The sequence below is a fragment of the Pseudomonadota bacterium genome (genome assembly GCA_018823285.1).
Lineage (GTDB): Bacteria > Desulfobacterota > Desulfobulbia > Desulfobulbales > JAGXFP01 > JAHJIQ01.
This window is the reverse complement of the sequence record JAHJIQ010000006.1, coordinates 31,546-50,438: the sequence shown is the minus strand read 5'-3', so window position 1 is coordinate 50,438 and position 18,893 is coordinate 31,546. Positions and strand designations below refer to the sequence as shown.

The 18,893-nt window shown below is 55.5% G+C and carries 8 protein-coding genes; all 8 read right to left on the bottom strand.

Going from position 1 to position 18,893, the window contains the following annotated elements; all coding sequences use genetic code 11:
• Window positions 1–1,788, bottom strand: coding sequence for a DUF2341 domain-containing protein (locus tag KKG35_01825; GenBank protein MBU1736856.1), 1,788 nt, complete (start codon window positions 1,786–1,788; stop codon window positions 1–3).
• Window positions 1,775–11,557 carry a filamentous hemagglutinin family protein gene (locus tag KKG35_01820; protein ID MBU1736855.1) on the bottom strand — a complete coding sequence of 3,261 codons (9,783 nt, stop codon included), beginning with the start codon at window positions 11,555–11,557 and terminating at the stop codon, window positions 1,775–1,777. The genes KKG35_01825 and KKG35_01820 overlap by 14 nt, the downstream gene beginning before the upstream one ends.
• A 62-nt stretch (window positions 11,558–11,619) precedes the next feature.
• Window positions 11,620–13,290, bottom strand: coding sequence for a BamA/TamA family outer membrane protein (locus KKG35_01815; GenBank protein MBU1736854.1), 1,671 nt, complete (start codon window positions 13,288–13,290; stop codon window positions 11,620–11,622).
• Window positions 13,290–14,645, bottom strand: coding sequence for a thioredoxin family protein (locus KKG35_01810; GenBank protein ID MBU1736853.1), 1,356 nt, complete (start codon window positions 14,643–14,645; stop codon window positions 13,290–13,292). The genes KKG35_01815 and KKG35_01810 overlap by 1 nt, the downstream gene beginning before the upstream one ends.
• 193 nt (window positions 14,646–14,838) lie before the next feature.
• The gene (locus tag KKG35_01805; protein ID MBU1736852.1) at window positions 14,839–16,122 is read right to left on the bottom strand and encodes a substrate-binding domain-containing protein; all 1,284 of its coding nucleotides are present in this window, start codon (window positions 16,120–16,122) and stop codon (window positions 14,839–14,841) included.
• Window positions 16,123–16,184: 62 nt separating this feature from the next.
• Window positions 16,185–16,976, bottom strand: coding sequence for a PEP-CTERM sorting domain-containing protein (locus KKG35_01800; GenBank protein ID MBU1736851.1), 792 nt, complete (start codon window positions 16,974–16,976; stop codon window positions 16,185–16,187).
• 438 nt (window positions 16,977–17,414) lie between these two features.
• On the bottom strand, window positions 17,415–17,615 hold the full coding sequence (locus KKG35_01795) for a hypothetical protein (GenBank protein MBU1736850.1): 201 nt from the start codon (window positions 17,613–17,615) through the stop codon (window positions 17,415–17,417).
• A gap of 167 nt (window positions 17,616–17,782) precedes the next feature.
• Window positions 17,783–18,781, bottom strand: a complete 999-nt coding sequence (locus KKG35_01790; GenBank protein MBU1736849.1) for a radical SAM protein — start codon at window positions 18,779–18,781, stop codon at window positions 17,783–17,785.
• Between the last annotated feature and the right edge of the window lie 112 nt (window positions 18,782–18,893).

The window sequence follows — 18,893 nt, the reverse complement described above, 5'->3', positions numbered from 1 at the left end:
TCAGCCTCCGTGATACTCGTCAACAATCAGGATGAACTCTTCGAGGAATATGTTGACATCGGAGGTCAGGTCCTTGATCTTGCCGGTCAGGTAGTTGTAGCCGAAGAGGGCCGGGATGGCGATGATCAGGCCGAATACGGTGGTCGCCAGGGCCGAGGCGATACCCGGGGCGATGGCCATAATGCTTGCTTCACCGGCTTCCGCCATCGCGGCAAAGGTATTCATGACGCCCCAGACCGTCCCCAGCAGACCGAGGAACGGACCGCCGGAAATAGCCAGGGTCATGACCACCATCCACGAGTTGAAATTTTTTATCTCCCTGATGTAGCCCTTTTCAAGACTCGCCTTGAAGGTGTTCATTTCCTTATTCGTCAGGATATGACCGGCAGTCTCCTCTTCCTGCCGGTTGCCGAAGATATGCTGCAGGGTTTCACAGCCGGAACGGTAGATCCGATGGAGCGGCGAATTGTCGAATTCCGCAAATTCACCGTCGAGGCAATACAGGCCGCCGTGATGGTCGAATTTGTTTTGGAATGCGTCATTGTCCTTGTTGGACAGGTAGATGAAAACCGCTTTAAAGATCAGCACCGTCGTGCCGAAGATTCCGAGCAGAGAGAGAATGCCGATGATCAGCCAGCCGTCGAGGCTGATGTTCCTGGCGATGGTCATCAGGTAATAGGACGGCATGTAACTTGCGCCTTCCCCGACGAGCTCCATTCCCCAGGAAACGAGCTTCGCATCCGGACCCTGGTTCGCATACTGCAACATGTGCCAGGACTGGGTGCGGACCACCGGGCCGATATGCACTTCGTCGAGATCTCCGAACAAAGAGTCGGCGCCGTCGGCGGAAGAGCCGATAAAAAGGTCCTGTTTGATCGCGGGGAGGGGGAATGAAAATTTCTCGGAAGCGATTTCTCGACCGTTCAGCAGGAGGCTGAGTTCCTTGTTCGGTTGTGCGTTTACCGCGATATGATTCCAGGCCCCCGGTTCGAGTGGGGCGGCAGCGGAGGCGGTCGCCCTGGATTTGCCTCTGATGATCGCGGCCGTGATGGTGTCGCCGCTGATCGCAACCTTTATTTCATTGCCGCCTTCAGTTGTGTGCAGAAGCGTTGCCTCCTTCTGGGGCTGGTGAACCCTGAGCCATGTCGAGAACGAGAAACCTTTGGCGAGATCGGTTTTCTCGCTCCACGGCACAACGATCCCGTTGCCGCTACCATACAGGGAAACGCCGTTGCCGATGATCGAAGGAAGAGACTGACCGCCATTGAACCGTTTTGCATGGCTGCCGTTCGGGGAGGAATCCTGCGGAAGGCCTTCGCTTTCCGAGAGATGGTAGACCGCGCCGAATCCTTGTCTGAAGATGCCGGCGGGATCTTCGGCCGGTTCCGCCTTTTCATTTCCGTAATAGAGCCAGAGGTGGTTCTTGTCCGACGAACCGCTGATCTTCGGTACTTTGACCCAGATCAAAGCGATCTCGTCGATGGTGTCATAGGTGTCGATCTGGTAGGCAAGAGATGTCTGTTCATCGGCAGCGACAAAGCGAAGGTCGGCGCCGTTCTGTTTTGCCTTGCTGAAATCAAAATTGCCGCTGTGAAACCTGAGCAGCATCGGCGCGTCAAGAGACGCTTCCTCGATCGGGTGGCCGTTCCGGCTGGTATCGAAAGTGATCTTTTTTCGGAACTGCCACTCTTCGCTCCACCAGGCCTGGGCCGAATCAGTGAGAAAGAAGAGAGAGATGAAGGCCGTCAGAACGGCGGCAGCGTACTTTATCGAGTTAAATCTTTTCATTCATTTCCTCATTAGGATTAGCTATTGAATCTTCGAAGCCGACAAATTTTACGAGAAAGAGTTTCAGTTTCAGGTCCTCGGTCAGGGCCTCCATGGATTTGGCAAACTCGCCATCGGAGTAGCCCAGAATATCGTTGTCATTTGCACCCTTATCGGCTTCAGAAGCCGTCGTGCTTGCGGTCATGACCCCGATGCCCGGTCCTGCCTCGGTTGCCACCGGGACCCCTACGGAACCCTGTGAGAAGCTGATGTTTTTTGCGTTTAAAATCTGGGTTGCGGCGAGGAGAACATTCCGCCCGGCAATTCCCGCCTCGCCGGCATCGATCACCCCGTCCCAGGCCACCAGGATGATGTCGCCCTCTTCAGGGGATGGAATCGAGCCCGCTCCGTCCGGGTCAAAGGTCAGGGCGCGGATGCCGCTGCCCACTGCGGGCGGATTGAAGATCTCGACCAGGGTTCCGGTGTCGGGGTCGAAGATCTTGGTCGCTTTCTCGTTGGTGACCGCCGAGGAAGAACCGACCCCGGCGTTGATATTCCCCCTGTCGGACAGCGCGAAGATATCTCCCCCCATGAAGGTCATGACCCGTGATTCGTTGACGTTGACGTCCCCTTCCGTCAGCATATTGATGCTGCCGCCGCCGGCAGTGTAAATACCGGTCTTGGACCGTTCCGAACTGTCTGTGAAAAAGGCAGTCCGGCCAACGTTCAGGTCGCCGCCGCTGATGAGGTAAATATCGTCCTTTCCGGAACTGGTCTTGATCTGGGAACTGGTCATGTTGATGTCCCCGGAACCGGTGCGATTCCCTGCGAGAAGGACGTCGATTACCTCCTGACGTATCTCGGTTTTGATCCTTGCCGCTTCGCTTTGATTTCCCGAAGCCATCAGTTCACTGAAGGTCCTGCCTTTTTCTTTAAGGAGAGCAAAGAACCGGATGAGTTCATCTTTGGAGAGGCGCAGATCATAACCGGATACAACCGCTACATCGCTTCCCTTGGCCCGGCCATATTCGTTGATCACGGATTTCAGGTTGAAGTTTTCCTGTGCCCCATAGGACTGGATGCCTTCGGATGTCCCGAGATCGATCCTGCCGCCGGCCTTGACAAAGAGGAAGCCCGGGCCTCCCTGCTTGATGCCGAGTTTCTGGGAAACCGGATACCCTTCGGTACGACGGAGATCGATATCGCCGCCGGCCATGATCAGGGAAGTGTCCGTCTGGTTGATGTTCTGCCCGGTGTAGCTGATCTCCCGGATATCGCCGTCGGCGATGATCTCTGTTTTTTTCGGAGAGATCAGGGAGAGATGGGCAATATTTCCCCCGGCATTAAGCGCAACGGGAGCGGGATCATTGAGATGAAGGGTGGCGGCGGCTTTCAGTAATTTCAGCGCCGATAAACTTACCGTGTTGCCATGCTCCCCGTAGACGTCAGCCGGGGAGGCTTCCGTGATGGTGATCATGGCATTTTTAAAATTTCCACCGAGGTCGGTATATGAGCCGCTTATATCCCCGCCGGCCTGCATGATGAGATTTCCATCTCCTGATGGCGCCAGGGAATACAGGCCAAGTATCGAGATGTCGTTTCCGGCTCGGATTTCCAGGTCCGCCGGAAGAAGCCAGGAGCGGTTGCTGACATCGGTGTAGGTAAGGTTCTTCAGCGAATCCTTCTGGCTGAAGAGAATGTTGCCTGCCGCCGACTGCAGGGTCGCTCCCGAATACTCATCATAGGTCATGTTCCACTGTTCACCCGCGACAGGTTTGGTCAGGGTCGGGTTCCTTATCGTGCCAAGTTCCAGGTTGCCGGTTGAGTTCACCGAAATATCAGTTTTTCCCGCATCGAGCACGGTTTCGTATCTGTTTCCGATGTTGCTGTGGGAGGACAGTGTCATTGTCCCGTCCAGGTCCATGAAGTGACCGTCGATATCGCCGTAAGAGGTGATATTGAAGTCGCCGGTATCGAAGGCGGCGGCCTGGCCGAAGAAGCCGTTGTCAGCGGAGATGTCGATCCCGCCGCCGGAGAGGGTGGCTATACCATAGGTTGAGTTCAGGCCGTCATAGTTCGCCCCCCAACCCATGATGGTTTCGGGAACCCAAGTCGGACCGCTGGTATCGAATACATTGAGTTCGTGGATCTTGTCCCAGCCCACGTCGGTGCGATTTGAGACCTGACCAGCGACCCGTCCGCCGATGTCGAGAGCGACATTCCCGCCATCCGTGTAAAGCCAGTACTGCTCAAGTCTCGGAGCGTGGACATAGAGATCCGTGTAGGGAGGGTAGTTATATGGTTCGAGAAAGGTCGAGGTGCCTCGGATCAACTGATGGGATTCCGCAAGGGTCGGCGCCCTGCCCACAGTCCGGATGGCCCCCTGCTGACTCATGTTCAGGTCCTTGCCGATGGCGATGGAAATATCAGAGGTGGCGGTCTGGATGATCCCGCCGGTGAGGTTCAGGGTGCCGTCGACCCTGCCGTTGAGAGCGCCGTCGAAGGAGCCGATGTTGAAATAGGGAATCCCCGGCATGTACTCCCGGTTGTGTTTCGGGCCCTTGTAGATTGTGGTGTCCCGGCCGGAGGCGAAAAAGATCGGAGCGCTTTCGGAAAAGATCAGTCTGCCGGTCGAGCTGGTGCCGATGGTCAGGTCGCCGGTCCCGCTGACCGTGGCCAGATGATCGCCGCCGGACAGGTCGGCCCCGGCGATAAAGTTCAATCCCCAGGAGTCGACCACTCCATCACTGACCACGTCACGGAAATCGCCGTTTGTATTATACGGAGTTGGAGAATCAATGACGTTGTTCTCGACTTTCATATTCCCGGCCGACCTGAAGGTCAGGGTGCCGGGTGTGCCGCCGGGCCTGAAAGTATGGAGAGCGTCGAGGCCGCCGGCGAAGGTCATGTCCCCGTTGGTTCGGACTTCAATCTCCGGACGGAGATCAATGTTCGGATAAGACCACAGGACCGAGTTCATGAAAGCTGTCGCATCGTTCTTCCAGAGACTGACATCAGCGGCAGTGATCGAACCATTCGCATCGGTAAAGACCTTGAATGCCCGGGTTGTCATTTTGTCGGCGCCGGCAATGGAGCCGTTCAGGGCGACATTGACCTGGTGGGTGGCGGTTCGGGGCGCCCGGAAGGTCACGGCTCCGCCATTTCCTGTCCCGGTTACATTGATCTCGGATCCGGTCATGGTGTGGATCGTGCCGTTTGCGGTGGCAAGAGAGATCTTGCCGCCGACCGAACCGGGACCATTCCCCTGCGCAAGCAAGCGGCCGGTGGCAAAGAGATTAAGACCGGCGGTGGCGTGAAGTTCGATGTCGCCGCCCTGTTCCGGGCGGGAAGCGTTTATCGTTCCCAGAATATCAATCTTTCCTGCATCGGCAACCAGCCGGAAATTTTCCGCCCGGAAATCTGTGCCGGACCACAAGACGACATCCCCGTTGCGGGCCCGCAGGGAAAGATCGCCAGTGAAACCGCCGGTGGAGATCTTGTGGTAGAGTGGGTACGAGGCATTGATTTCCCTGGTATCGAGATTGAAAGACCCTCCTTTGCCGGAGTCGCTGCCTCCTTTAATCTCGCCGTCAAGGGAGGTGTCGCCCCGGGTTGCGTGCAAAGAGAGGGTCCCGGCATCCCGGTCGTCTGTGGCGGAAACATCCAGAGTCGAGCCCTGGGCAAGATGCACCGTCCCGTTATCAGATGTCAGGGCGATTACCCCGCCGTTCACCGGAAAATCGAGCGGAATTTCCTTATGGTTGACGATGATCGGATGACGCATGACCCCACCCCGGGCGGAAAGGATTGAGTCTCCGTCGATCAGGAGATCATCATCAACATCCGTGCCGGTGGCGTGCAGGTCAAGAATCCCGCCGGGCAGAGCAAAATGAGCGGCCTGGGCGACATGAATGCGGTCGGCTTCCACCGCGAGTTTTCCGGCGATATTGCCGGTGCTGCCGGTGTTGGCGTTGCCGCTGAAGACCGCTTCTCCGGAACCGGCATCGATGGAGTAGTTATTTTGGGAAACCGAGCCGTCATCGTTCAGTTTCAGACCGGTCGTGTAGATGGCCGCCGCAAATTTCAGGGAGCCGGAGGTCGGCAGGTCTGCGCCAATGGCACCGGTGCCCTCAAAAACCATCTCCTGGGCGCTGCTGAAGGAGACATCTGCAAAACCGTCGACCACCACCTCACCCTCTCCGAAGGTGATGGTATCGGCGGTGAAGTTTGCGGCGCTGAGGTCATTGTTGGCGGTCTGTCCTTTCACCTGGGAGGAATTCTGTATTTTCAGATTCGCGGCCTCTATGGTGAGGGTGTGCGGCTGCTGCGAGGTGTTGATGATGTCCGACTGGGAGGCGATGCGTGAAGAATCCAGAGTCAGGTTGCCGATGGAGTGAAAGGACGCATCACCGAGAAAAATGATCCCGTTACGGCTGGTAATCCCGACGTTGTCCATGATCCCAAGACGGGCTATGCGTTCGCTGGTCAGATACATATTCGAGGTCAGCGGCCCCGTGAAATCGGGAGAGACGACATAGACCAGATCAGAGGTGAAATTGATCCCTTTCGCCTCAAGATTTCCGGTAAAGCCGGCATCGTGCAGAATGGAGTAGTTGATGGTCTTTGACGCTCTGATCATCGTGTCGGCTGAACCGGTAAGGGTGTCGGATTCAAGGGTCACATTTCCGGTGTCCCGGTCCTGGTCGGTTTCATCGGCCAGGATCTCGGAGCCGGCCTCAAGAGTGATGGCGACGGATGATTTCAGAGTGACATTGGCGGCGCCCTGGAGCGTGCTTCCTTCAGTCAGGGTGATGGTCCGGGTATTGTCATCACCAAGGGTCAGGTTGCGGATGGTGTTTCCGGCGACAAGATTCCGACCGACACTTAACCTGTTTCGGAGTTGAGGATCAAGTTCATCCCCCAGTTGAAAACCGCTGAGATCGATATTTGGAATATCGCCAAAGGTGATGTTTTCCCCGGCCAGAGTCAGGTCGCCGCCTTTGAAAAATTCAAGGGGGCGGCCGGTAATGGCGCCGCCGAGGACGGTTGTCCGGGCGCCGATCGTGACACTGCCGCCGTCACCGGAAATCATCGTCGCGACATCAAAACGCCCTTCCCTGAGGACTTCTCCGGCGTTACGGATGGTGAAACCCTGCAATTCCACAGGGTGGGTGCCGGCTGCCATGGAGGTGAAATATCCGGCAACGATGGCGTCGCCAAGGGCGGAGGCGCCCCGTTCTCCCGGGGCCAAAGTCTTCCCGGTCGCTTCAAGGACTATTGCCCCAGGGAGGAAGGCGTATTCTGCTGGAAGAAGGGAGTAAGTCCCGGCGGGGATCTGGTCGTTTCCTTCGATATATACGGCGTTTCCGGGGAGAACCACCGAGTTGTCAGGAAGAATAATGTAGCGGTTTTCGGCGCTGAGCGGGTTATTTGTGCCGTCCTGGCCGGGAAGGAACTGGTAGGCCATAATCGAGCCGCCGCCGGAGACATCAATGAGTGCCCCGGGGGTCTGGATCACCTCGTCGGCGGCAATGTCAACGACGCCGCTGGGAGGGCTTGCAACGGGGAAACCACTTGAGTCGCTTTTCGACTCCCGGTGGGACCAGCTCTCGTTGTTGAGTTCCCCATAGAGGAGGGCGCTTTCCGCTTTGGTTGACAACGTGCTTCCTTCACCGAGCAGAACCCGGCCGGAATTGCGGTCGGCTTCGAGACGGATTTCGCCCAGGGGCGCCGATACGGCGCCGCGATGTTCGATATCATGACCCTCCAAGGTCAGTTTGCCGCCGGCTGAATAAACCGGTCTTTCGGAAGTGTTTCCCGATTTCAAGGTACGCAAGGTGCGGCCGGCGGATATGGTAAAAACAGAATCGGTTGTCGGGTGGATGTTCCGTGCGGTCAGGGTAAGATTGCCCGCGGTGGCGAGCTTCCCGGACCACATGCCTAAATATTGGCGGTCGCTCAGGCGGATGTCGTTTTCCGAGGAGATCGCCACATCGGTGAAACCGTTCAGACGGATATTGCCTGCCAGGTCGACAAACTCCCCGTCAATGGTCAGGATGGAAGTCCCCGGTTCGGGAGCTTGAGTCAGATTGCCGGTACTGGTACTGGTATTTGAGTTGCTGAGAACGATCCAGGGCGACTGAAGCAAGGTCGAGGTTCCCGTGGCGGCAGAGATGGCCGGGGCGTCAAGGGTCAGTTTCTCTTTCGTACTGATGGCAATCGGGTCGGTGAAACTGATCCCGCTCCGGCCGCTGAAGGTGAGATCGTCAAAACCGGCAACGGTATAATTTCTTACCTGAGCGTCGGAGATCTTGAGCGGGTCGATTTCGTTCCGGCTTTCGACCCTGAGTTTGCCTCCCCCGAGAGTTGTGAGTCTGCTCCCCGCACGAATCGTTCCGTCAAGGGCCATGCTTTGGTCGTAAATCAGGGTCAGGTTGCCTGATCTGCCTGCAACATCCAGAGTATAGGTTTCTCCGGTCGTATTGGAGTAGGTGTTCGGTACCGGTTCGGATCCGGAAACATCGATCACCGCACCCTCGGCCATGGTGAGCGTGCCGTTCATACCCGTTGCGGAAATGGTGACTGCTCCTCCGGCAACGGGAATATGGTTTTGGGGCCTGCCTGAAAAAATTCCCTGTTCTTCAGGCAGATTGATTCCATGGGCGAGAATCTTCGCATTGTCCCCGAGAACCGTTCCATTATAAGTTGAACCGACCGAGACCTGGCCGCCGAGGGCCTTCAGGACACCATCGACCTCGGTGCGAAAGCCACTGAGCTTAATGGAACCGGATGGGGACACCGCCAGCTCGGAATCTTTGCCGATGATCATCTTGCCGGTGGGAGTGCCTGGCTGGGCGGAGCGGTTCATGGAGGCCTGGAGGTCCAGGGTTGAAGGTTCGGCCTGGTCAACATCCAGGTCAAAATACTCCGGAGAAGTTCCGGCCGTAGCGGTAGCCCACGGATCGCTTATCTTGGTTGTTGAAGGCCGCAGGGTGACTCCCGGGGCGACGGTCAGATTTTTCGTGCTCTTGAGGGAGATTCCGGAAAAACCGGAGGTGTCGAACCGGTCCTGGGCAAGGATGAATTTCTCGGCGAAAGCGCCGTCTGCGAAATCTTTAAAATCGGTATTGCCTTGAATGTTTTCGGCCCCGGAAGGAGCAGACTGAACAATGTCCACTGTTTCGGCGTGGATTTTAACGGTTCCGCCCCTGTTGCCGGCAAGAGAGTGTCCTTTGAGGTTGCCGTTTGCCGCCACGGTCCTTCCCTCGATAACCAGAGAACCGCCGTCGCCGCCGCTCACCACAGCTTCGGCATCAATCCTGTACCCGCCGCTGACATTGATCTCCGAGCCTTTCTCGATGATGACTGAAGCATCCAGTTCACGGGGAACCAAGACTACTTTGTTCTGACTCTGGTCCCACTCAGCCAGCAACAGATGTTCATCGGTGGTATTGGATATGGTGATGGAGCCGCCATCGATAATGCCGGACTCGGCGGGTTTGCCGTTGTCCTGTTCGTCTGAATTATCAATCCGTCTTCCGGAGACATCGAGGGTGCTGCCCCTGGCGATTACAATCCGCTCTTTGCCCGGGACTCCGATATGGTCGGGATTTTCCAGGCCGGATGTAAGCAGGGTGGGAAGGGTCGATATATTCTCACGGGCCAGCAGGTTTATCGCGCCCCCCGGGGTGGTGATTGAACCATAGTGTTCAATCCTGTTGGCGTCTGCCGTGAAAGTCCCGCCCTGAGTGAGGCGCAGGTCGGTCAGGCCGTCGATGATGATCTCCGAGTTTGCATAGAGACCGATGCTGTGCAGGCCGGCTTCGTTAATTTTCCGTGCCGACAGGTATGAGGTTTTTGAGGCGTCCCGATCAATGCTTCGAGCGGTTTCACCATCCTGATCAACCACGATCCGGTAGGTCAGGTTGTCGTGAATTTCGCGGGGCATGCCGAGGTCGCTCTGCCCCAACTCCAGGCGGCCCCCGGTGGACATCTTCTTGCCGGCAAGGATATTGCCGTTGCCATCGGTCACGTTTTCCTCTTCGGTCTGCAACTCACTGTTGAATGAGGAGCCGTCGAGAATGCCGTCAAGATCAACCCTGCCGGTCTTGATCAGGAGTGATCCTGCGTCGGCGCCGAGTCTGAAACGCGGCAGATACTCTTTCAGCGGGGTTGAGCCTCCGTAATAGAGTCCGGTCCACTCCTCGGAAAGGTTGAAGCGTTTGTGTTCCTTGACGTATTTGCCGAGGACCTTGTCGATGGGAACGTTCCCGGGCAGGTTGTTGATGTCGTATGTCTTGTCTCCGATCTGGACCCGGGTCGTATCGACCACCCCGTCACCGTAAAATGTCCCGCCGCCGGAAAAATCAAGATTTGCCTGATCGGCAACCTCAATCATGCCGTTCTGGTTGCGGGTAGTCAGTTGGATTGCACCGCCGTTGATTGTCTGTTCCGCGGCGCTCTTCTCATTTGATGCGAGGTAATCGGAGAGATCGGCGATATTCAGTCCGGTCAAGAGGATATCGGTTTGGATTTTTTTCCCCTTCAGGTCACTTTCCTTCAGGAGTGGCTGGTCTTTCATTTCGTTGCTGTTCAGGGTGACTTCCTTGACCCGGTCGTTGAATTGCAGCTCCACCCAGCTGCCGCTGACATCAATCAAGCTGTTGTCGTTGAGGTCGATGCTTTCTTCGGCAGTGATTTTGACGGTGCCCCCGGGGTTTTCCATACTGCCGTTGTGTTCGATGGTTCTGCCGGAGAGGGTGATCAGGCCGGCGGTAAACTTCTCCTTGATCTTTCTCTCACCAGAATCATCGATGGGGGTTGCGGTGAGACTGTTCGCCCCGGTGGTCAGGGTGTCGGAAGCGACAAGCTGGATCTGCCCATTCCGATCAATGGCGGTTACGGAGCGGACCACTCCCTCCTGGTTGACGATCCCCCCGTAAAGCCCCGCCAGGCCGCGGTCGGACTGGATTGTGCCGCTCTCGAAATTGGTTACCGTGCCGAGATCGCCGGTGTGCTCAACGTAATACCCGTTCTGGGCATCCATTTCCGTGATGGCGGTCGTTTCATAGTTGTAGGCGTATATTTTGACTGTATCGCCGGCGGCGAGGGCGACCTGCCCGTCCGGCGTATTTATGGTCCCGCCGTTTTCCACATGGGAGCCGATCAGGAACACTCTGCCGGTCGGGGTGGTGATAATGCTTCCATGGTTTGCGACATGGGCGTCGGGGTCAGTAGGGGTTTCTTTGGTCAACAGATATGGGGTGTCGCCGCCCGGTATCGCTGCAGCATTCAGGAAATCATCGGTGTCAAGGTTCAGGGATGAGGCAACCAGTGTGTGGATATTGGTTTGTGATCCGGGGCCGAAGAGGATCCCGTTCCTGTTGATCAGGAAAATCCCGCCGTCGGCGGTGAGTTTTCCATAGATCTGGCTGGGGTTGAGATCATTGATCCTGTTCAACGCCTGCCAGCTCTTGTTGCCCTGCTGGTCAAAATGTACTGAGGCCTGCGAGCCGATATCGAATGTCTGCCAGTGGATCACCGCCTTTTCCCGATCCTGGTGGACGGTCATCGCGGCTGTTGCGGCATCGGTATTGATCGAAGAGACCCCCTGCAGAATAGTATAATCTCCCGGCAGGGAGGTCGGGACGGGCGGAGTCAGAATGTTTGCAGGATCACCATAGTATCCGGGAATGGTGGGCGCTGCGTAGCCGATTGTTGCGGTAAGGAAATGTGAAACAATAATGGTGATGGAAACGACTCTCTCGAATCTTCTTAGTGTGCCGGTCATTGCTCTTCCCTGGGTGGTCCTGGAGTTTATTCTTGCTCGCTGTTGTCTGTCCATCTGATGACCTAGAACCTTATCCCGGCCCTGAAATGGACCCGGTTGCCGCCGCTTTCAACGTCATCGTGATCTTTCAAGGCGAATGCCCAGTCGAGCCGGTAATCGAAGCGCTCGCTGATCATCCCCCTGATCCCGACCCCGCAGCCGGCGATGCTGATGTTTTCGGTCTGGCCGGGAAGCGGGTCTTTCACCCGGAGGGAGGCGAAGTCGAAGAACAGGTAGGGAACAACATCCGAGGAGGTCAGGTCGGCCTCTTCAGCCAGGTCCGGGCCCATCAGTTCAAGGGAGGTGAGCAGGCCGTTGTCGCCGGCCGTAAAACTTTCCCGGTAGCCGCGGACGCTTTCCATTCCACCGGCGGAAAACTGTTCGCTGGAGATCAAGGGCTGGTTTGCGATCTGGCCGCTGATCAGGAAACGGAGGGAAAATGCTCGCGGCAGCTTCTGCTTTCTTTCGATCTCAGCGGTGAGGTAGGCATAGTTTCCTCGGGCGTGAAAACGTTTGTTCTCGAATTCCTGCTGGTCGGTAACAATTCCCCGGAAGGCGGTGTTGAGGGAGGCGTTGAATCGGGTACTGCCGCTGACGCCCGGCAAGGTGGAATTGTAGGAGATGGTGAAAGGCAGATAGGTGATCGGTGCCTGGTCATTTTCCACCCCGTCAAAGCCTGATGTTTCATCCATGTCCTTGTAGTCAAGTCCCAGGGAAAGGGTGTGGTAGAATGACTTGTAGGCGGCCAACGGGACCGCGTAGCGGAGTCCATAGATATTCCCCTTGCCGACTACCTGAAAGCCGTCGCCGAAGGCGGTCTCGCTGTCGGACCAGATCGCCAGCAGCGCCAGCCGGTGATTGTCGTTCACCGGGGAGGGCAGAACGTAGGTCCCGGCCAGGACGGCCACCTCTTTCGGTTCCTCAGGGGACATTTGGTATTGAAAGGAGACGGAGTGGTTTTTCTGCCAGAGGTTGTTGTAGCCGAGCATGCCGTTCAGGCGCAGGGAGCTGGTGTTTTTCGATGCCCGGTTGTTGATTTCCAGGCCTCCGGTCAGGGGATTGCTGTCTTTGACCTTTAACTCCACGTCAACGGTGCCGAACTCTTTTCCCGGAGTCAACAGGGGTTCCACGGTGAGCCCCGGGGTGGAGTTCAGGCCGACCAGTTCTCTCTGCAGGTGAGGGAGATAGATGATCTCTCCCTCCTGGAGAGTATGAAGATCGGAGAGGATGTTTTTCATGGTGAAGAAACGGTTGCCGGTGATTCTTACCCGCCTGATTTTACCTTCGACAACCTTGAGACGGACCACCCCCTCCTCAACGTTCTGCTCAGGGATGGATACGATAACCGTTGGATATCCCTTCTGGTGATAGAGTTTTTCAAGCATTGTCCGGGCCTCTTCAACATCAGCTGCGGTTTTTTCTTCACCGACGAACTCTTCGAGCGCTTCCTTGAGGGTCACGTCGAAGACGGCTGAATCAGCATCATCGTCAAGCTGTTCTTCCGGGAGCAGGGTGTTCCCTTCGATCACAAATCCGGTGATCTCAAAGGTTGTTTTCTCCTCCGCGCAAAGGGCGGCAACCGGCGATCCGGCCATCACAACCAGGAGCATCAGCCAGGACGCAAGGCGGTGATACCGGCGTAACCAGGTCCGGTGTTGCACGGGATAGCCCGTCTTGAAGCGAAGCGCAGGCATCAGCTCCGGTTCTTATCCCGGACGAGCTTTAAAAGTTCATTTTCGAGGGCGACGGAATCCAGGAAACCCTCGATCTTCTTCTGCTGCCTGCCGGACTCGTCAAAAAGAATGATGTTCGGATATCCCTTCTGTTCGAACCGGTCGTAGATCTCTTTTTCCTGATCGGAATTGATCTTCAGCCAGACATAGCGTTCCTGAATATTCCTGATCCTGGCATCGGGCAGGACCTGGCCGAACAGCTTGTCGCACCATTGGCACCAGTCCGCATAGAGGACGAGGACAAGCGGTTTCTTTTCCTTTCCGGCTTCAGCCATCGCCGAATCGAGATCTTTCTGCCAGATGATTGCTGAAGACGCCGATTCTGCTGAGGTTTCATGGCTCGGCTTTCTGTTCCGGGCAAGGATTTCGAGCTCCTCGCCGCTAACGGCCCTGGGTGTGACCTCGCAATAGAGGGTTTCGCCTCCGAACGGAAGACCGAAGTCGATGGTAAAGGTCTGCTCGTCTGTCTTGATGACCTGTCCGAGCAAGGGGCCGGTGCGCACCAGCTCGCCCTTTGCAACATTCAGCGAAACGATGAACTCTTCACCTTCTTCCCGGACCTGTCCGGGACCGAACTGGGTGGCAATGGTGGCGCCCGCTTTGACGGTATAAAGGATGGTGATGGCTTCATCGGTTACTTCCAGAACCCGGCCGGGGAAGTCGGTCTCCTGATCAAGCTCCATTCCCCGGGCCGGATCGGTGTGGTATCGGTCTTTGAAGTAATCTTGCTTGAGCAGGATTTTTCTCGGCTGCTTGAACTGCCGGGCCATCTGCAGGTAGCGTTCTTCGGTGGGGATGTCCGGCGGCACATCCGCCTGCAGTTCCAGAGCGGTTGGTCTGCCGGTCGGCAGCGTGGTGATCATTTCGTTAATGTAATGGGCGATCTTTTCTTCAAATGTCTGCAGATAGAGTGGCGGTTTTTCGGTATTGTCGGAATCACCGGCGATTACCGGCTGATAGCTGCGGAGTGGAAGAAATATTGACGCTTTGCGGATTGAGGGGTCTTTCACCGTATCCTCCCGTGTTGTTGCAGCCAGGGCACCGTCTTTCAGTCTGCAGTCATAATCGAAGACCAGGCGGGTTGTACCCTGTTGGGATGGAGCGTTTTCCGGACCGCAGCCGGCTATAGCGGCAGGCTGCCCCGCTTCGGCATCAGCGCAATTTTCGGCCGCCAGGGTTGTGGCTGCGGCGTCCTCAGATGAGACTTCCCTGGGTTGACAGCCGATCAGGACGAGGACCAGGAACGCCGCAACGACCAGGGACAGGGTCAGGAAAGGGAGAGATTCAAATGGTAAAACGGGTGTCGCGTTATTCATGTCGGGGATCTCGGTGAAATTTGTTTTTCTGGTGAATATCGGTAACGCTGAGACAATACAGAATGAGTGTCAGAAAACAGTGAGGGTTTTGTTAAATTTCCGTTTGGCGGGATAAATAAAAATGGGGGGCCCGATCAGGGGCCCCCCGAGGGGGAACAGCTCTTACTCAAGTTGCTTGTACGACATTACGAAATTAGAACTTGGGCAGAACGAAGTCGGTTCCCTTGGTGACATTCAGGTCGTTCTTCGCTACCCAGTAAGGGGCTTTGGAAGCCGGGATGTTTGCAGCGATGCTGGAATAAGCCATCATCGACTGCACGATCGGGTGGGTAACGGCATAGTTCGGCTCGGTCGGATCTTCGTAGATCCACTGGGCCGACCAGAAGCTGTAGACACCGTTCTTGATGTGGTCCTGGAGCGCGTCTACCCCGTTGTAGGTAACATTGACCACATTCGGCCAGGTTCCGGCAGCATTTTTGTCCGCATCGGCATATCCTACTGCGCCGTGGGTCGCTGCGGATTTGCCGCCGAGGTCGTTTACACAGTCCATCAGGTTTGATGAACTCTCGTTGAAATAGATGACCTGTCCGGTGGGGTTAAACGGAGGCGGTACGATTTGCACGCTGGCGAGGGGGTAATCGCCGCGCATAACCGCCTTGTCGAGGGTGGCATGGGTCCCGGAACCGGCATGGCGCAGACAGATCACGGTGCCGAGGTTCGGGTAAGAAGGACCGAACTGGCTCCAGTTGGTGACGTTGCCGTTGAAGAGAAGAACAGCCTGCAGCCTGGTCAGGTTGTTGATGCCGGCTGTTGCCAGGTTGTCGCTGACAAAGAAACGGAAAGGGACCACAATCGGGCGGTAGGTGTCAAGACCGGCAGTCGGGATGGTGTCAGGGGTCAGACTGATGTCCAGGACCTCGCTGCAATCCACATGGCCGTTGATACAACCCGTGCTTGACTGGGTGAAGGATTCGGCGGCAACGTCGGAAGCGCCGATGGTTACGTCTTTACAGGCCTTGGCGGAACATTCGCCGATTGCGAAGTCACAGCTGGTCTCGTCGATCATTTCACGATAATGATCGTCGTAGGCCGGATTGTCGCTGCATGAGTCCAGGTTGTCGGGATCAACACCGTATACGGAACGCGGGCCTTCAAAAGAGGCAACGGCAGTGTACTGGATATAAACGGTATCACCGCCGGCGCCGGCACAGTTGTCGCCCTTGGCGATGCCCATCTTCTTGTCCTTGGTCCAGACTCCGCCTTTGTCGTAGTAACGGTTGGCCTTGGCAACGGTGGCGGGATCACAGCCCATGCCGCCGTTGGCAACCGGTGCAGCAAGGTACAGAGGCGCGGCAGTGTTCCAGTAGTCGTTCTGGGCGGACGCGCCGAAGATGTTGATCTCTACCGCTGCGCTTGCGGTAGATGCCATTGCCAGAAGTGATGCGCCCAACATGGCGCCGAGTACTAATTTCTTCATTGTGAATCTCCTTTAGTTATTCTTTGAATGAAACAAAATTACCGCTGGTTGCCGTGCGGCAATCAAGCGCGTTTTCTTCTCCTGAACCCGAGCAGGCCAATGAAGCTTGAACCGAAGAGCAGCATGCTGGCCGGTAAAGGAACGGCGTTCGGGTTCAGGGTGGTGCTGCCGTCGGCGTTCAGACGGAGGACCGCAACATAATCGGTGGTGGCGCCGGGAACCAGTTCAACCGCGCCGTTGGTGAGGTTCAGGGTTGTGTGATAGAGATACATATCGACATATCCCGCGGGATCAACAAGGGCGGCAAGGTTGGCTTCCCCGGTACCCGTATCGAGGTTCAATCCGCCATAAACACCCGGATCGCCGGAATTGCTGTTGAACAGAATGTCGTAAGATTTTCCGGATACGGCTACCGAATGAGAAACGGTCTGGGTTCCGGAAAGTGCTGCGTAGGTGCTGACCTGATCGGCTACGTTCCTGAAATTGATCAGGTTGGTGTAGTTGGTGGTCAAGGCCGGGGCATTCGGATTTACGGTCACGAAGTACGCATGCATATCATAAGTGGTTACGTTGGAGTTATCCATGTAGTAGCCAAGTTTCAGGTCGGCCATTGAAGCGCCGCCGGTAAGGGCCAGGTAGTCAATGGAGCCTGGTGCGCTCAATTGAACATTCTGCGCGGTCAGGTCAAGTGCGCCTGTTGCGGCATATTGACCGAGATCGGTAAGGACCTCGTTTTTTGTTTCGGCGTAGACAACCTGGACGAGTTTACCCTGCTCGAAGTACGCTGAGGCCTGCCCGGCTACAGCGAACACCGCGAGGAAGGCGGCGAGTGAAGCGATAATTGATTTTTTCATGTTGTTCACCTTAATAGTTGGATTATGCTTTTTTCAGTTTGGTATTTGACCGGGGGCCGACTGTTTCCGTTTTGCTCCCGGACCAAAATTCATCGTGCTGCCGACTGCAAAGTCTTGATCCGTGTTGCGTATTCTGCTGTTCACCTCCTTTCCATAATGTTCAATAAATGGCCCGCCGCACATTCTGCACCGAGCTTGATTATCCAAAAAAAAAAGCCCGGATCAGGTCAGCTGCGTGACTTTTGATCCGGGCTTTCTGGTCCTTCCGTTATTGGAAGTCAGCAAAGTACCCTGAAGGTATTGCAATATTTTTTTGTTGTTTTATTCGAACCGTTAGTCTTGGTTATACAACATGGATATTAATCTGGTATTATCTTTCTGTTTCCTTTTAATCAAGGAGTGGTAAATCATTTGTTAATGAAAAAAACATTGTTGAGGTCAGCTTTTGCGAAGAATCTCTTCATATTTCTCAACCTTGCAGATATTTCCCTGATTGAAGTTGACCTTGATGTAGCCGGTGAAGTGCTGATCGTTGACGGACGCTAAAAAGTCCAGCAGAGACCGGAGCCTCCCCTCCTGTTTCGAAGAGGGGCCTGCCTTGTCCAGTTCGGTGATTGTGTTTTTTTTCGGCGCCGTCATTTCGTCATCAGTCAAGGTTAATGATCAATTTTCAAAACAGTCATGAAATCAGGAGTCCATAACTTGCCAGACAAATATGAATGTTCCATTAAGATTTAAATAGTATTCGATAAAATACTTGTTTCCCCTACAAGGTAAAGGGTTTATGGGCGATTTGGCAATCCGGGTTATCGGCATATTGGTGACAGGATTGTTTCTCTCCCCGAAGCGTTGAAAACCCTGAGCCGGTTTTTCAGGACCCACCTGACCGGAATGAGAATCCTCTTTTTCATGGCGGGTGCGGCCGAGCCGATCATCCAGCACTGCTTGTTACAGCGGGCAACCAGTTTCCGGACCTCCCGGGCCCGCTCGCTTTTCCAGATGGAGGCGAAACTGTTTTCGTGGAGATTGCCCATGATCATCGGTTCATCCGAACCGTTGCATGGCAGAACATTGCCGAACGGATCAACGAAGAACATGTCCGTGCCGACCTCACAGGGCAGGGGTCTTGGATTACCCCGCACCTTGTTGGCCAGTCCCATGTTAAAGTAGGCACGGAACCAGTTTTTCGGCCTCGTGGTTTTCAGGAGTTCCTGGGAAATGGTCTCAAACGCCTTCGCTACGCGTTCCCGGTCGACATAGTGGTTGTCTTCTTTATGGAAGTAAAAGGAGTTGTGGGTAGTGGCGGTGGCAAACTCCAGGTTCATTGCGTTGGCCAGGTGAAAGAGTTCGATCATGTCGTCGGCGTTTCTGTCGGAAACGGTGATGCCGAAACCGATGTCCTGCATGCCCATCCTTTGCAGGGTTGTCAGGGTCCGGATCCCATGGTCGAAGCCGTTCCTGATGCCTCTGAGTTCGTCGTTTGCGGCGGGCAACCCTTCAATCGAGATCCGGAAACCGATTTTGTTCCCGAACCTTTCAGCCGCATCAATGATCCGGTCGGTGAAGTAACCGTTGGTGCTGATGACCAGCCGTTCGGTTCTGTAGAGCGCGGTATCGATGAGGTCAATGATATCTTTTCTCAGAAAGGGTTCGCCACCGGTTATATTAATGAACTTCAGGCCGGTGGGCAATTTGCTGACAAGGGCGGAGGAAAATTCTTCCCGGGGAAGAGTCGGGTGCTGCCATGTGTTGCACATATAGCACTTTGCATTACAGCGGTATGTGACGATCAGACATGCTTCCATTGTCAGTTCTACTCGATAAGAGGGGCTTAAGCTACCGGGGCTTGATCTGTGATCCGCGCATCATGATCGGTAGACATTGGATTTGTGTTATGGAATTGTTTTTATTTATTTA